Origin of the sequence: Paraburkholderia sp. J11-2, from assembly GCF_905220185.1 — a bacterium.
In the GTDB taxonomy this organism is placed as follows: domain Bacteria; phylum Pseudomonadota; class Gammaproteobacteria; order Burkholderiales; family Burkholderiaceae; genus Paraburkholderia.
Genome location: NZ_CAJMYY010000020.1, coordinates 136,365 through 151,057 on the forward strand (window position 1 = coordinate 136,365; position 14,693 = coordinate 151,057).

Annotated in this window: 11 protein-coding genes; 6 read left to right on the forward strand and 5 right to left on the reverse strand. The window is 65.1% G+C overall.

The window, feature by feature from the left end; all coding sequences use genetic code 11:
* Positions 1–90 precede the first annotated feature (90 nt).
* Positions 91–2,361, forward strand: coding sequence for an amylo-alpha-1,6-glucosidase (locus U5A57_RS26500; protein ID WP_321914592.1), 2,271 nt, complete (start codon positions 91–93; stop codon positions 2,359–2,361).
* A 45-nt stretch (positions 2,362–2,406) separates the two neighbouring features.
* Here U5A57_RS26500 and U5A57_RS26505 read toward each other — a convergent pair whose 3' ends face one another.
* The 4 genes from U5A57_RS26505 to U5A57_RS26520 all read right to left on the reverse strand — a co-directional run bounded on the left by U5A57_RS26505 (position 2,407) and on the right by U5A57_RS26520 (position 6,792).
* The gene (locus U5A57_RS26505; protein WP_321914593.1) at positions 2,407–3,486 is read right to left on the reverse strand and encodes an asparaginase; all 1,080 of its coding nucleotides are present in this window, start codon (positions 3,484–3,486) and stop codon (positions 2,407–2,409) included.
* A gap of 80 nt (positions 3,487–3,566) precedes the next feature.
* Positions 3,567–4,475 (reverse strand): bifunctional Delta(1)-pyrroline-2-carboxylate/Delta(1)-piperideine-2-carboxylate reductase, encoded by a 909-nt coding sequence (lhpI, locus tag U5A57_RS26510; protein ID WP_321914594.1) that lies wholly within the window; start codon positions 4,473–4,475, stop codon positions 3,567–3,569.
* A gap of 60 nt (positions 4,476–4,535) precedes the next feature.
* On the reverse strand, positions 4,536–5,777 hold the full coding sequence (locus U5A57_RS26515; RefSeq protein ID WP_321914595.1) for an FAD-binding oxidoreductase: 1,242 nt from the start codon (positions 5,775–5,777) through the stop codon (positions 4,536–4,538).
* Positions 5,778–5,880: 103 nt separating this feature from the next.
* Positions 5,881–6,792: a LysR family transcriptional regulator gene (locus U5A57_RS26520; RefSeq protein WP_321914596.1), complete on the reverse strand. Its 912-nt coding sequence runs from the start codon at positions 6,790–6,792 to the stop codon at positions 5,881–5,883.
* A gap of 163 nt (positions 6,793–6,955) precedes the next feature.
* On the opposite strand from U5A57_RS26520, the gene U5A57_RS26525 reads away from it, so the two are divergent.
* On the forward strand, positions 6,956–7,981 hold the full coding sequence (locus U5A57_RS26525; protein ID WP_321914597.1) for a DUF1338 domain-containing protein: 1,026 nt from the start codon (positions 6,956–6,958) through the stop codon (positions 7,979–7,981).
* A 10-nt stretch (positions 7,982–7,991) separates the two neighbouring features.
* On the opposite strand, the gene U5A57_RS26530 is transcribed toward U5A57_RS26525, so the two are convergent.
* Complete coding sequence (locus U5A57_RS26530; RefSeq protein ID WP_321914598.1) at positions 7,992–8,615, reverse strand: XRE family transcriptional regulator; 624 nt, start codon at positions 8,613–8,615, stop codon at positions 7,992–7,994.
* 536 nt (positions 8,616–9,151) lie between these two features.
* Between U5A57_RS26530 and U5A57_RS26535 the strand changes: the two genes are divergently transcribed.
* The 4 genes from U5A57_RS26535 (at position 9,152) to U5A57_RS26550 (ending at position 14,689) form a co-directional block, all read left to right on the forward strand.
* A complete protein-coding gene (locus tag U5A57_RS26535; RefSeq protein ID WP_321914632.1) occupies positions 9,152–10,249 on the forward strand; it encodes a branched-chain amino acid ABC transporter substrate-binding protein in 1,098 nt (365 codons plus the stop codon).
* A gap of 249 nt (positions 10,250–10,498) precedes the next feature.
* A complete protein-coding gene (locus tag U5A57_RS26540; protein WP_321914599.1) occupies positions 10,499–11,998 on the forward strand; it encodes an aldehyde dehydrogenase family protein in 1,500 nt (499 codons plus the stop codon).
* Between the two features lie 116 nt (positions 11,999–12,114).
* Positions 12,115–13,287 carry an FAD-binding oxidoreductase gene (locus U5A57_RS26545; protein ID WP_321914600.1) on the forward strand — a complete coding sequence of 391 codons (1,173 nt, stop codon included), beginning with the start codon at positions 12,115–12,117 and terminating at the stop codon, positions 13,285–13,287.
* Positions 13,288–13,468: 181 nt separating this feature from the next.
* The gene (locus tag U5A57_RS26550) at positions 13,469–14,689 is read left to right on the forward strand and encodes a PLP-dependent aminotransferase family protein (RefSeq protein WP_321914601.1); all 1,221 of its coding nucleotides are present in this window, start codon (positions 13,469–13,471) and stop codon (positions 14,687–14,689) included.
* Positions 14,690–14,693: the final 4 nt, after the last annotated feature.

Below are 14,693 nucleotides of genomic sequence, written 5' to 3' on the forward strand. Positions count from 1 at the left end.
ATTGGCTGCCAACGCGTGCGCCGAAGCCACTACAATCATCCGCAAGCGAACCGTACCGTAACCATTTGCATGGGACCCAGGAGGCACGCAATGCAGGATCCTGAAACACTCGGGGGCGTCACGCGCTCAAGCGGCGTGGATCATCCCGCTCAAGAAACCGACGGCGCGTTCATCGCGCCCGAAACGCCCGAGGTCGCCAGCGCGGACCAGCATGTGCTGAAGTCGGGTGGCACCTTCATCGTCAACGATCCGCTTGGCGATATCACCGGCATCGACGACGGCCTCTTCGTCAACGACACGCGCGTGCTCTCGTCGCTGCGTCTCACTTTCGGCGGGCGCGTGCCCTCGCTGCTTTCGGGCAGCGTAAGCAGCGACAACGCCGTGTTCACGGCCCACCTCACCAATCGTCCGCTGCCGCCGCTTGGCGGCACCACCACGCCCGAAGGCGTGATTCACGTGCAGCGCGAGCGCGTGCTCTCCGGCACGATGATGACCGAGGCCATCGAACTCACGAACTACGGCACCGAAGACGCCGTGGTGCCGCTCTCCATCTCGTTCGCGAGCGACTTCCGCGACATGTTCGAAGTGCGTGGCCTGAAGCGGGAAAAACGCGGCACGCTCATGCCGCCGCGCGTGGAAGACGGCGAGGTGCGGCTCGAATACATCGGGCTCGACCACGTGGCGCGGCGCGTGCGTATCGAGTTCTCGCCTACGCCGAGCAAGCTCCTCGCCGACCGCGCGGACTTCACGGTCGATCTGCCCGCGCAGGCCTGCGTCTCGATCTATCTCACGGTGGCGATCGAAGTCGAGGCGCTGCCCGACGCCGCGCCCGGCACGCAGAGCGCGGGCATCTTCCAGCCGCCGCATTGCCTCGCGAACTCGCAGGAGCAGCGCGTGGGCCGCGCGGCCGTGCGCGCCGCGCTGGTCGACTCGCATATCGTGATGCGCGAACGCCGCCGCGCGGCGGCGCGCCTGCGCTCGAGCAATCCGCTCTTCAATGCGTGGATCAACCGCTCGATTGCCGATCTGGGGCTGCTCACCACCGACCTGCCGACCGGCCCGTATCCGTATGCGGGCATCCCGTGGTTCTCCACGCCGTTCGGCCGCGACGCGGTCATTACGTCGCTGCAAACGCTGTGGCTCACGCCCGCGCTCGCGCGCGGCGTGCTGCGTTTTCTCGCCGAGCATCAGGCGCGCGAGAACTCCGCGTTCCGCGACGCGGCGGTCGGCAAGATCATGCACGAAATGCGCAAGAGCGAAATGGCCGCCACGGGCGAAGTGCCGTTCGCGCTCTACTACGGCGGGGTCGACACCACGCCGCTCTTCGTCGTGCTGGCGGGCGCGTACGTCGAACGCACCGGCGACGTCTCGCTGATCGACGAGTTGTGGCCGGCGCTCGAGCGCGCAGCGGCCTGGGTCGCAGGTGTGTGCGACCGCAACAAACTCGGTTTGCTCGACTACCGGCGCGAATCGGAAGGCGGGCTCGCGAACCAGGGCTGGAAAGACAGCCACGACTCGGTGTTCCATGCGGACGGCCGTTTCCCCGATGGCCCGATCGCGCTCGTCGAAGTGCAGGCGTACGCGAGCGCGGCGTTCGAGACGATGTCGCGCTTCGCCACGCATCGCGGCCAGGTGGAAGACGCGGCGCGCTACGCCGCGCGCGCCGCGAAAATCCGCCGCTGCGTGGAAGAGAAGTTCTGGATGCCGGAGTCGGAGTTCTACGGCATTGCGCTCGACGGTCACGGCGAGCTGTGCCGCGTGCTCGCTTCGAATGCGGGGCATCTGCTTGCGTTTGGGCTGCCGCAGGAGGAGCGCGGCCGCGCGGTGGCGGAAGTGCTCGAATCGGCGCTGTTCCACACGGGCTGGGGCGTGCGTACGCTCGCGGCGGGGCAGGCGCGTTTCAACCCCATGGCGTACCACAACGGTTCGGTCTGGCCGCACGACAACGCGCTGTGCGCGCGCGGCCTTGCGCGCTATGGCCGCAAGGCGGCGGCAGTGCGTTTGCTGCAGGCGCTGTTCGAGGCCGCGGTGACGTTCGACATGCGTTTGCCTGAGCTTTTCTGCGGGTTCCCGCGCCGACGCGGCGAGCCGCCCACGGCGTATCCGGTGGCCTGCCTGCCGCAAGCGTGGGCCGCGGGTTCGCCGTTCATGATGCTCGAAGCGTGTCTTGGCGTGACGATCGACGCGGCGCGCAACGAGGTGCGTGTCGAGCAGCCCATGCTGCCCGAAGGCATCGACTGGCTCGAAGTGGGCGACCTGCGGGTGGGCAAGAATACGGTGACGCTCATGTTCCGCCGCGTGGACGGCAAGGTCGTGGCGTCGGCCGATCGTAGCGATGTGAAGGTCGTGGCGTTGCTGTGAGTGAGTTTGGCGCGGGTTTTCAAGGCCCGCGCCTTCCTCATTTTCTTACTTGCCGAATGGGCGATCGCAGCGCTCCAGCGTGAACTGCGGCGCGACGTAGCCCGTTTCGACACCCATCGTGTTGACGATGTGCGGGGCGTCGAATTTGCTTAGTTGTGCAATCTGTTCCGCTGTGCCGATGCCCAGTTGCCTCAACACTTCCACGACGGTGGCATGGAGCGCGGTCAGATCGCCGTCCTCGATCTTCACCGCGATACCCAATGCCGGGCCGCCCGTGTGCGCCGCAGTCGCCGCATTTGCGCGCACGCCAATCGCATAACTGCCCGCTGCACCCAGCTTGCCGACGAGCGCGCCTTCGAACGCGTTCATGAGCGCCGTGCAGAAGCGGCCTTCGCCCGCCACGAGTTCCGGATACGACGTCATCGCGCGATAGATGTGGGCGAGCGCTTGTGAGCGCGAGTCGGTCGCGATAGTGACGTGATCCTGCGCGTCTGCGAGCTTGACAAAGAGCCGCGCGAGCCGGTCGAGCGGGAAGGCCGGCGTAGGCAGATTGCAGCCGTCGATGCCCCACTCGACGCCCGTCTCGGGGAGATCGCAAACCTCGGCCACGACGCGTTTCACATGCTGCTGCAAGGGATGCGAAGGCAGATGGTAGTCGGCCAGCGCCGCGCCGATGGAGCGCGCGCCCGCAAGCATGCCTGCGTGCTTGCCCGAGCAGTTGCTGCACACCGCGCCCGGCGTGAAGTCGCGCTTGATCCACGCCTTGTACACGGCGTCGGACAACGGCGGATGGCCGCCGCAACGCAGGTCCGACTCCGAAGCGGACACCTTGGCGAGCATCGCGCGCGTACGCTCGATATGGCGGTCTTCGCTGCTGTGCGAGGCGCACATGAGCGCGAGATCGGCGTCGTCGAAGCCGAAGCGCGCAAGCGCCCCCGTCTCGGCCACGGCGAGCGCCTGCGCGGGCTTGGCCGCCGAGCGCACGAGCGTCATGCGATGCGGGTCGCCGAATGTGTAGAGCAGGCGGCCCTGGGCGTCGACCACGGCAATGTGGGCGACATGCGTGGTTTCGATGACCCCGCCGCGCAGGACTTTTACGGCGGGTTGGGGAGCGCTCGTCGTCATGGTTCGTCTGCCTTGTGCCTCGGATAGGATCGCGCTGCGCGACCGATGTGCGATTCTAATCCGGGCATCCGGCTGGCGGTCTAACGCTTGTCGCGCGCCACTCGACACGCTGCGAGATCCCACGCGCCGCTGCCGACCGTTTTGAACAGCACGGGCGTGCCGTCCTGCTTCGCGCCGTCCGCCACAGCGGAACCGATCGTGCGCACGTCCGCCCAGTCGATGCCGGCCTGCAGCAGGTCGCCGGCTTCTTCGCGCGCGGCTGCCAGATCGTCCACGAACACGCGGCTTGCGCGCACCGTTTCCTGCGCGATTTCGGCGGCGTCGGGCGTGAAGGCGCCAACGCCGATCACGAGCCGGTCGTTGCGGGCCTCGGCGTCATACACGGGCGTCTTGCTCGTGGTCGCGGCGATCACCACATCGACTGCTTCGGGCACGGCGCCGTGCGCGGGCGTTGCGTGCACGCCGGATTGCGCGAGGTGTGCGCGGAATGCCTCTTCGGACGCCTCGGTGCGGCCCTTCACGTAGAGCGTTGCCGCCGGATACAGCTGACCGATTGCCTCGGCATGAAAACGCGCTTGCTGGCCGGTGCCGATCAGCAGAAACGCACGCGGCGCGCCCGGGTGAAAGACGCGCACGCCCAGCATCGAGAGCGCCGCGGTGCGCCGCCCGGTCACGGTCGGGCCGTCGAGAATGAACTCGGGCTGGCCCGTCGCGCCGTTGCACACCGTCACCGCGCCGAAGATGGTCGGCAGGCCGAGCGCCGTGTTGGCGGGGCACACGCTCACGAGCTTGTGGATGGCGATGTCGTCGGCGCTGGCGGGCATCGAGAGCATGACGCCGTTGCCCTTGAGCGGCACACCCGTGCGCACGGGTGCGTGAATGCGGCCCGCGTCATGGTCTTGCGCGGCGGTGGCGAGGGCGTCGAGCAGCGCGCCGAAGTCGAGCAGGCGCGCCGTGGCGGTTGCGTCGTAAATCGCGATGGGCTCCATCGAAGAGTCTCTCCTGACAAATGATGCGTGGGTGGGGCGGCGTGAATGGCAGCCGCGGCCTCAAAAGCGGTCGATGCGAAACGGCGCGAGATCGACGGCGGGCGCCTCGCGCGCCATCAATTGTGCGACGAGTTCGCCGGTGAGCGGCCCGAGCGTGAGGCCAAGATGCTGATGGCCGGTCGCGACGAAGGCATTGCGCGCGCCGGAGACCTCTCCGATCATCGGCAGATAATCGGGCAGCGTGGGGCGCTCGCCATACCAGCGGCTCGCGACCTGCGGGGCTGGCTCGCCGGGAAAGAGCGTGTGGAATTGCGTGGCGAGCAGATCGGCGCGACGCCAGTCGGGCGCGCCGCGCGCGCCGAGCTCGACGGTGCCGGCAAGCCGGATGCCTTGCGCCATCGGATTGCACGTGAAGCCGCGCTCGACGAAGCTCACGGGCACGCGCAGCGTGTCTTGCGAGGGTGCGGCGAGCTGGACGTGATAGCCGCGCTCGTTGGTCAGCGGAATCCTCGCGCCGAGTTGCTGTGCGAGTTCGGCGCTACGCGAGCCGGCTGCGATCAACACCTTCGCCGCTGAGTGCGTCTCGCCGTTCAGCGTGACGCCGACGCGGCCGTCGGGCAGGACACGCAATGCGTCGACGGCGGCGCAAGTGAAACTCGCACCCGCTGCGAGCGCGGCCTCGACAATGCGCACGACGATCTGCTGCGGATTCGTGACCGAAGCCATGCCGGGAAAGTAGCGCGCATGGCTGATATGCGGTGTGAGCGAAGGCAGATAGTCGCGCCGAACCTGCTCAGCCGAGAGCGTCTCGTAGCGCACGCCGTGCCGGTCGAGCAGATCGAGTTGCGCACGTTCCGTTGCGTGCGCAACGGGTTGCTCGAACACGTAGAGCGAGCCGATGTCGCGAAAGAGTTCGGTGGCGATATGCCGATCCAGCAGACGACGCCAGGCTCGCGCCGCGCCCGTTACGAGACTGGCGAGCGCGCGCGTGTTGCGCCGAAAGCGCGGGCGCTGCGCCTGGGCGGCGAACTCCAGCATCCACGGCGCCATGCGCGGCAAGCTGCGCTTGTGCAGACGCAGTGGGCTGTCGCGGCGCAGCAGCATGCGCGAGAGGCCGGCCATCGTCTCGGGGCTCGCGAGCGGCGCGACATGGTCGACCGCGATCAGCCCGGCGTTGCCGAATGAGCAGCCCGAACCGGGCGGCGCGCTGTCGACGATACGCACGCGCAGGCCGCGCTGCGCCAGGTTGAGCGCGGCGCAGGCCCCGACGATGCCCGCACCGATGACGACGACGTCTTCCATGTCAGTCTCGCGACGAAGAAGTGATTTCTTCCGATGCTAACCCAACTATTTCCTATAGGAAACTTTTTTCTGATCGTATATCGTGCGCGCTGCGATTTGCAGGTCAGTCGCGGCCTTGCGAGGCGCTGTAGGCGCTTGCCTGCTCGAGCAGCCACGCGCGGAACAGTTCCAGCGGCTTGCCGTGGCTGAGTTCGGTGGGGTAGACGAAGTAGTAGCCGCCATCGGCAATAGCCGGCGCCTCGAACGGAATGACGACGCCAAACCGTTCGAGCTGACCTTCCACGAAGAATTTCGGCACCAGCGCCACGCCGAGCCCGGCGGCGGCGGCTGCGATCAGCATCGTGTGCAGTTCGTAGCGCACGCCGTGCATGGTGGCGTTGTCTTCCACGCCGAGGTCCGAGAACCAGCGCGTCCAGCCGTCCGGGCGCGTGGTGGAGTGCAGCAGCGGGTAGGCGAGCAGTTCATGCGCTTTCTTGATGGGCCGGGCAAGCAGCGACGGCGAACACACCGGCACCACTTCCTCGCCGAACAGAAAATCGGACGACGTGCCGGGCCAGGTCGGCTTGCCGTAGTGGATGGCGGCCTCGAAATGCGATTCCTCGAACGAAAAGGTCTCGGTGCGCACACCCATGTTCACGCGCACGTCGGGCGTGCGGTCGTAGAAGTCCTTGAGGCGCGGAATCAGCCATTCGGAGGCGAAGGTCGGCAGCACCGCGAGTTCCAGATAACCGCCGCCGCTGCCGTGCGCGATGATGGAGAGCGTGTCCCGGTCCAGATTTTCAAGCGCACGGCGCACCTGGGTGCTGTAGAGCCGGCCCGCGCGCGTGAGCACGACCCGTTGCTTGGCGCGCACGAAAAGGCGCACGCCGAGATTCGATTCGAGCGTGGCGATCTGGCGCGACACCGCGCTTTCGGTGAGGAACAGCTCTTTGGCGGCGTGCGTGAAGCTCTCGTGCCGCGCCGCGGCTTCGAACGCCGTGAGCGCGCCGATGTTCGGGATCTTGAACTTGCGCATGTTGATTCCGGAAACTCATCAAGTGACAATTTAATCTCGCTTTACGCGGCGCGCAACCATTCGAATAATGCGTTTCACGTATAGCTGGCCGAAGCCGATGGCCAGCGGCCCCGTTTGATGACCGCTGCCGGTTGGCAGGCGGTCGCTTCCTGTGAGATTGGTGATGCGCAATTCGAACGTAGAACGCTTGTTGTCCGCGCTGCTTGGCCGCGAGAAAACCGAAACCCTCTTTGCCACGCTGAACTTTCCTTCGATGCTCGAAGACTGGGAAAGCGGCACCGTCACGCGCGCCGAACTCGCCCAGGCCATGAACATGGCGCTGTTTGAAGACCTGCTGGAGCGTTCGCCCAACGGGCGCACGTACACCAACGATACGGTGGCGCAGGGCGGCGCGGTGTACTTCGACCATGGCGCGCTGCGCACGGTGCGCTGGGCGCACAACGGCGCGCTGCCGCCCGGCGAAGCGGCGTTCACGCGCATTCTGCGCCCGCTCGGCTTTCGCCTGAACGGCCGCTATCCGCTCGACAAGCTCGGCATGACAGGGCGCGCCTATGCCCACGAAGACGCGCCCGACGAGATCGCGCAGTTCTTCGTGAGCGAACTGCACCCCGAGCGCTTTTCGGCAGCGTTCCAGCAAGCCGTGACGAACGTGGTGGGCGCGTCGAAGGACCCGCTCACGCCGCTGGCTATTGCGCAGCTTTCCGAGCTCGAACGCGACGGCTCGCTGCCGATCGATGCGGCACTGCAGCTGCTGCCCTTGATCGTCGGGGCATTCGCGCGACAGCACGATGTGCCATCTGTTTCGGACTACGAGACGTTGTTGCAGGAATCGGCGGAAATGGCGTGGATCGCAACGGAGGGCAACGCCTTCAATCACGCGACCGACCGCGTGGAAGACGTCTTCAAGCTCTCGGACGACGAGAAGTCCAAGGGGCGCCCGATGAAGCCCAGCGTCGAGACTTCGCGCTCGGGCCGCGTGTTTCAAACCGCGTATCGCGCCGATACTGTGGCGCGCGAGTTCCGAACCGCCGACGGCCAGCGCGTGACGCGCGAGGTGCCGGGTTCGTTCTACGAGTTCATCACGCGCAAGCGCACGTTCGATCAGGCCACGCGCCGCTGGCAGACCGACTTGCGCTTCGACGCGGGCAATGCCACCGGCATTTTCAAAATGACTGCGAACGCCGCGTAAAGCGGGTGTTTCAAACGCCCGGCGCGCCGTCTTGCGTGTCCGGGTGTGGCTCGTTGATGAGCCAGAGGACTTCCGCGTCTTCTTCGCTCGTGGAGACGGCCGCATGACCCGTGCGGCTGTCGAAATAAATACTGTCGCCGGCTTCGAGATGTGTCGGTGCGTAAAGCTCGGAGTAAAGGCAAACCGAGCCGCTCAATACGAAGAGAAATTCTTCGCCTTCATGCCGGCCCCATTCGGTGAACTCGTCCAGCGAGTGCGCCGTCACGCGAATGCGAAACGGATGCATCGCCTTGTGCGCGAGTTCCGTTGCCAACAACTCCATTTGATAGCAGCCCGCTGCATGCTGCTGCCCGCCGCCCTTGCGCGTGAGCGCGCGGCGTCCGCTCGCGCGCGGCCTGGGCGCCGAGCCGAACAGTTCGCCGAGGTCGATCTTCAGGCCGTGAACGATCTTCTGCAGCACGTCGAACGTCGGCGACATCACGCCGTTTTCCACCTTCGAGAGCGTGGAGCGCGACACGCCGCACACGCGGCTGGCGGCCTCGAGCGTGTAATCGTGCTTCAGCCGGGCCGCCTTGACGCGCTTGCCCAGCTCCGCCGAAGCAGGCTCGGCGGGCTTGAGGGACGAGGTTTCCATTCGGGGACTCGGGTGTTCGCTAGTTGTTCGTATCGTACTCTATGTTTCCGATCATAACATTTGCGTATTGTGTGGCGTCGACTGTGTCATGCCGCCTATCAGTATGCATGACTAAGTAATCCGGTCATCTGCAAGTTGATGATTTCTGACGTAAACCCAGTTCGCGCAAGGCAGGGCGCCCGCACAATCTGCTTTTTGATCACGTCCACGCACAAGCAGGCGTATCGGCGCTATCGGGTATCTCCCAATGTCTGCAGAGCGTGCGCCACGCGTTGCCGGATTCCCCGCGTGAGCGGGCTTGATGAGAAAAGCGCATTACGTGGTGATTAGATTTCGTTTGATGCACGCGTAAGCGCTGCAGACAATCCGTTCACGTCCCGCCGCCCGGCATCGTGCGGCGCGAGACGAATCCTGTGCGCCGAAGGTCCGCGCGACTATTCGGACGCATCACGTGCCGGCTTCAGATACCGAAGGAATATCGCATGCACTCTCGTTTCCTCGCTTCTCGTCGTAGCTGCGCGATCGCAGCGTCGTTGATGTTGGTTGCCGGCGCGGTGAGCGCGCAGGAAATGGTCGTCAAGATCGGCGTGGCCAGCCCGCTCACGGGCGGCGGCGCGGCGTATGGCAAGGACATCGAGAACGGTGTGCGCTTGGCCGTGGACGAAGCGAACGCCGCGCATCCCACCATCGGCGGCAAGCCGGTCAAGTTCGTGATCGACTCGCAGGATGACCAGAGCGATCCGCGCATTGGCGTGCAGGTCGCGCAGCAACTCGTGGACGACAACGTGGCCGTCGTGATCGGCCACTTCAATTCGGGCACGACGCTGCCGGCCTCGAAGATCTACGCGAAGGCGGGCATTCCCATGATCACGCCGGCGGCGACCAATCCGGCCATCACGCAGGGCGGTTTCCCGACCATCTACCGCGTGATCGCAACCGACTCGCAAAACGCCGGCAACGCGGGCAACTATGCGGCGACGGTGACGAAGGCCAAGCGCATTGCCATCATCGACGACCGTACGGCCTTCGGCCAGGGCGAGGCCGACGAGTTCGAGAAAGCTGTGAAGGCGAGCGGCGGCACGATCGTCGCGCGCGAGTTCACGAACGACAAGGCCGTGGATTTCAGCGCCCAGCTCACGAGCATCAAGCGCGCGAACCCGGATCTCGTGTTCTTCGGCGGACTCGACGCGCAGGCGGCCATGATCGTCAAACGCATGCGTCAGCTTGGCCTGAAGGCGCAATTCCTTGCCGGCGGCGGCGTCATGGACGCGAACTTCATCAAGCTCGCCGGCGATTCCGCCGATGGCGCTTCGGTATGGGAATACGGCCAGCCGCTCGGCACGCTGCCCAAGGGCAAGGGTTTCGAGGCGAAGTTCAAGCAGAAGTACGGCATCGACATGCTCGCCTACGCGCCGTTTGCCTACGACGCGGCGTGGGTCGCCATCTCGGCAATGGAGAAGGCGGGCTCCGCAACGCCGGCGCAGTTCAACGCCGCGCTGAAGGCTACGAACTACGATGGCATTACGGGCAAGATCGCGTTCAATGCCCAGGGCGACCTGAAGAGCCCGAGTTCGACGCTGTATCAGGTCAAGAACGTGGCGTGGGTGCCGGTCACGACGCGAACCACCGACTGACCTGAACCGCTGTTGCTTCTTCGAAGGGCGCCGCTTTTGTCGGCGCCCAATGCATTGTTTCCAATAGGAAATCAAGCACGCACCGGCGGGGCGGCCCCATGCGATCTTCGTGGCGGAAGGCCCTGCGGATGCGATGCACGCGGCATGGCGAAAATCCCTTGGTTTTTGTGTTGTCGCCAGAAAAATGCGCGTGTATAGTTTCCTAAAGTATCAATGTTTCGTATCGGAAATTTTTAAGGGATTCTACCTATGAAAGCCTCCTCCATCCTCTCGGATCTCGGTATTTCCCATCTCGCGGAAGCGGGCGACATCGCCGTGCATTCGCCGATCAACGGCGAGCTGATCGGCCGCGTCGCGAGCCAGTCGGCAGCGGACGTCGACGCCGTGCTCGCGAAGGCACAGGAGGCGTTCAAGACCTGGCGCAACGTGCCCGCGCCGCGCCGCGGCGAACTCGTGCGCCTGCTCGGCAACAAGCTGCGCGAACAGAAGCGCGCGCTCGGCAGCCTCGTGTCGCTGGAAACCGGCAAGATTTTCCAGGAAGGCTTGGGCGAAGTGCAGGAAATGATCGACATCTGCGACTTCGCGGTCGGCCTCTCGCGTCAGCTTTATGGTCTGACGATTGCTTCGGAGCGTCCGGGCCATCGCATGGCGGAAACATGGCATCCGATGGGCGTGTGCACCGTGATTTCCGCGTTCAACTTCCCGGTCGCCGTGTGGTCGTGGAACGCCGCGCTCGCGCTCGTGTGCGGTAACGCCGTGGTCTGGAAGCCTTCGGAAAAAACGCCGCTCACGGCAGTTGCCGTCAACAAGATCATGCAGGACGTGCTGAAAGAGTTTGGCGACGCGCCCGAAGGCCTCACGAGCCTGGTCGTTGGCGGCCGCGACGTGGGCGCAAAGCTCGTGGCCGACCCGCGTTCGAACATCGTGAGCGCAACGGGCAGCACCGAAATGGGCCGCACGGTCGGCGTGGAAGTCGCGCGCCGCTTCGGCCGCTCGCTGCTCGAACTGGGCGGCAACAACGCAGGCATCGTTTCCGCTACCGCCGATCTGGAACTCGCGCTGCGCGGCATTCTGTTCTCGGCAGTCGGCACCGCGGGTCAGCGCTGCACGTCGCTGCGCCGTCTCTTCGTGCACGAAAGCGTGTACGACAAGGCCGTCGAGCGCCTGAAGACGCTGTACGGCAAGGTCGTGATCGGCAATCCGCTCGAACAGGGCACGCTGATGGGGCCGCTCATCGACGAGCAGTCGTTCGCGCGCATGCAGTCGGCGCTCGAGCAGGCAAAGCGCGAGGGCGGCAAGGTGTTCGGCGGCGAGCGCCACACCGTGGCGGGCAACGAAAAGGGCTTCTACGTGCGCCCGGCGATCGTCGAAATGCCGTCGCAAACCGAAGTGGTCCTGAAGGAAACCTTCGCGCCGATTCTTTACGTGCTCAAGTACAGCGACTTCGGCGACGCCATCGAAGCGAACAACGCCGCCCACCACGGCCTCTCGTCGTGCGTGTTCACGACGGACCTGCGCGAGAGCGAGCGCTTCACGTCGGCCTCGGGCAGCGATTGCGGCATCGCGAACGTGAACATCGGGCCGAGCGGCGCGGAGATCGGCGGCGCGTTCGGCGGCGAGAAGGAAACGGGCGGCGGCCGCGAATCGGGCTCGGACGCGTGGAAGGCCTATATGCGCCGCGCGACCAACACGGTCAATTATTCGTCGGCGCTGCCGCTCGCACAGGGCATCGACTTCAACGTCGAGTAAGCGCGTTTCGCTGAGCTGAGCAGGCAAGACCGGGCGCATTGCGCGTCCGGTCGATGGATCGATTCGCGCAAAACAAATCAATGCGCGCCGCAGTTATCCGCAATCTGGAGCAAGTCGTGAGTTCTCAAGTCGTTATCGTTGGCGGCGGGGTAATCGGTAGTTCTATTGCTTATTTTCTGCGCGCGGCGGACCCCACGGTTGCCGTGACCGTGTTCGAGCGCGACCCGAGTTATGCGCGCTCGTCGTCGGCGCTTTCGGCCGCGTCGATCCGGCAGCAGTTTTCCACGCCGTTGTCGATCCAGATGTCGCTCTTCGGCATCGAGTTTCTGCGCGGCATTGGTGAGCGGCTCGAAGTGAACGGCAGCCGCCCGTCGATCGATTTGCACGAGGGCGGCTATCTTTTCCTCGCCACGGAAGCGGGCGACGCGACGCTGCGCGAAAATCACGCGCTGCAAACGAGCCTTGGCGCGGACATCGAACTGATGGCGCGCGACGCGTTGCAAGCGAAGTTTCCGTGGCTCAACGTCGAGGATCTGACAAGCGGCGCGTACGGCCGCAGCGGCGAGGGCTGGTTCGACGGTTACGGCCTCGTGCAGGCGCTGCGCAAGAAGGCGCAGTCGCTCGGCGCACGCTATGTGGCGGCCGATGTGACCGGCGTCGTGCGCAGCGGCCGCAAGGTCACGCACGTGATCGCGAGCGACGGCGAACGCCATGCGTGCGACACGGTCGTGAACGCGGCCGGTGCGTGGGCGCGCAAGCTTGCGGAAATGATGGACATCGACATTCCGGTTTATGCGCGCCGCCGCAGCATTTTCAACGTGTCGTCGCCGGCGCGGCTCACTGCGTGTCCGCTGTTGATCGATCCGTCGGGCGTGTATTTCCGCCCCGAAGGCAATACGTATATCACCGGCACGTCGCCGAGCGCGGACAACGATCCCAACGATCTGCCGCTCGACGAAGTCGATCACGCGATTTTCGACGATGTGATCTGGCCCACGCTCGCGCATCGCGTGCCGGGGTTCGAGGCGCTGCGCGTGGAGAACTGCTGGTCCGGTTACTACGAGTACAACGTGCTCGACCAGAACGCCATCATCGGTTATCACCCGGCCATCGACAATTGCATATTCGCCAATGGGTTTAGCGGGCACGGTCTGCAACAGGGGCCGGCAACCGGGCGTGGCGTGAGCGAGCTGATTCTGAATGGCAGATACAGCACGCTCGATCTTTCTTCGCTCGACTGGTCGCGCGTGCTGGAAAACCGGCCGATCGTCGAAAAGAATGTCGTGTGATGGCAGGCCTTAAGGCCGTGCAAACGAAGCCCGTGATTTCACGGGCTTTTTTATTGCGCGAAGGCTTAATGAGCAAACCGCATGATGTCGTGATTAGATTTCGTTTGATACGCCCGTAAGGGCTGACCACAATCGAAGCTTGTGCGTTGCCGCGCTTAACCGTCATCGACTCCATTACGCCATGTACGATTTCACCGCGCCTTTTCAGCAGCCCGCCGGTTCACCCATTCGCGAGCTTTTCAAGTACCTGGGAGAGCCAGGCATGATTTCCTTCGCGGGCGGTTATCCGGCCAGCGATCTGTTCGACGCCGACGGACTGCAGGCGGCATCGGCAAAAGCCTGGCAGGCGTCCACGCGCTGCCTTCAGTACGGCCCGACCGACGGCTTGCCCGAGTTGAAGACGCAACTGCTCGCGCTGATGGCGCGCCGCGGCGTAACTTGCGCGCCTGAGGAGATGCTCGTGACGACCGGCTCGCAGCAAGGCCTCGACCTCTTGCTACGCGTGCTGCTCAATCCGGGCGACACGGCCTTGACCGAGCAGCCCGCCTATCCGGCCACGCTGCAGGCGCTCAGGCTGCAGCAGGCGCATGTCGTGACGGTGCCGGTAGACGGCGACGGTATCGACGTGGACAGCCTCGCCGCGCGGCTCGCTTCGGGCGCGGTTGTCCGGCCGAAGCTGCTCTACACGGTGCCGACCTTCGCGAACCCTACCGGAGCCACACTCACGCGCGAGCGGCGCCTGGCGCTCTTGCGTCTCGCCGTTCAATACCGCTTCGTGATCGTCGAGGACGATCCGTACGGCGATCTGCGCTTCGCAGGCAACGCGGTGCCGTCGATGCTGGCGCTGGCAAGCGAAGTGCAGGGCGCACGTGACTGGATCGTGCATTTCTCGAGTCTTTCGAAGGTCGTCGCGCCTGGCTTGCGCGTAGGCTGGGCCATCGCGCCCGCCGAAATCACGCGCCGCTGCGTGATCGCCAAGCAGACCGTCGACCTGTGCAGTACGCCGTGGACCCAGGCGATCGCCGCGCACTATCTGGAGGCGGGTTCGCTCGAACGGCATCTTCCGCACATCACGCGAGCGTATCAGCGTAAATGCGCAGCGCTTTGCGATGGATTGCGCGCGCAACTCGGTGATGCGATCGCGTTTCATCAGCCCGAAGGCGGCATGTTCGTGTGGGCGCGTATTCCCGGCGTGGCAATCGACGCGCTCTTGCCGAACGCGATAGCGAACAAGGTAATTTTCGTTCCGGGCAAGGCTTTCTTCGCCGATGATCCGGACACCGCTTCGCTGCGCCTTTCGTTCGCCGCGCCGAACGTGGATGAGATTCGCGAAGGCGTGGCGCGCTTGGAGCGGGCCACGCATGCCACGCGAACGGCGAGCGCGGCGTCGGCACCTGTTTGAAAAG

What these genes read in the sequence shown, in the direction of transcription:
- U5A57_RS26500 (WP_321914592.1), top strand. Translation starts at nt 91, where the DNA reads ATGCAGGATCCTGAAACACTCGGGGGCGTCACGCGCTCAAGCGGCGTG.
- U5A57_RS26505 (WP_321914593.1), bottom strand. Translation starts at nt 3,486, where the DNA reads ATGACGACGAGCGCTCCCCAACCCGCCGTAAAAGTCCTGCGCGGCGGG.
- lhpI (WP_321914594.1), bottom strand. Translation starts at nt 4,475, where the DNA reads ATGGAGCCCATCGCGATTTACGACGCAACCGCCACGGCGCGCCTGCTC.
- U5A57_RS26515 (WP_321914595.1), bottom strand. Translation starts at nt 5,777, where the DNA reads ATGGAAGACGTCGTCGTCATCGGTGCGGGCATCGTCGGGGCCTGCGCC.
- U5A57_RS26520 (WP_321914596.1), bottom strand. Translation starts at nt 6,792, where the DNA reads ATGCGCAAGTTCAAGATCCCGAACATCGGCGCGCTCACGGCGTTCGAA.
- U5A57_RS26525 (WP_321914597.1), top strand. Translation starts at nt 6,956, where the DNA reads ATGCGCAATTCGAACGTAGAACGCTTGTTGTCCGCGCTGCTTGGCCGC.
- U5A57_RS26530 (WP_321914598.1), bottom strand. Translation starts at nt 8,615, where the DNA reads ATGGAAACCTCGTCCCTCAAGCCCGCCGAGCCTGCTTCGGCGGAGCTG.
- U5A57_RS26535 (WP_321914632.1), top strand. Translation starts at nt 9,152, where the DNA reads ATGTTGGTTGCCGGCGCGGTGAGCGCGCAGGAAATGGTCGTCAAGATC.
- U5A57_RS26540 (WP_321914599.1), top strand. Translation starts at nt 10,499, where the DNA reads ATGAAAGCCTCCTCCATCCTCTCGGATCTCGGTATTTCCCATCTCGCG.
- U5A57_RS26550 (WP_321914601.1), top strand. Translation starts at nt 13,469, where the DNA reads ATGTACGATTTCACCGCGCCTTTTCAGCAGCCCGCCGGTTCACCCATT.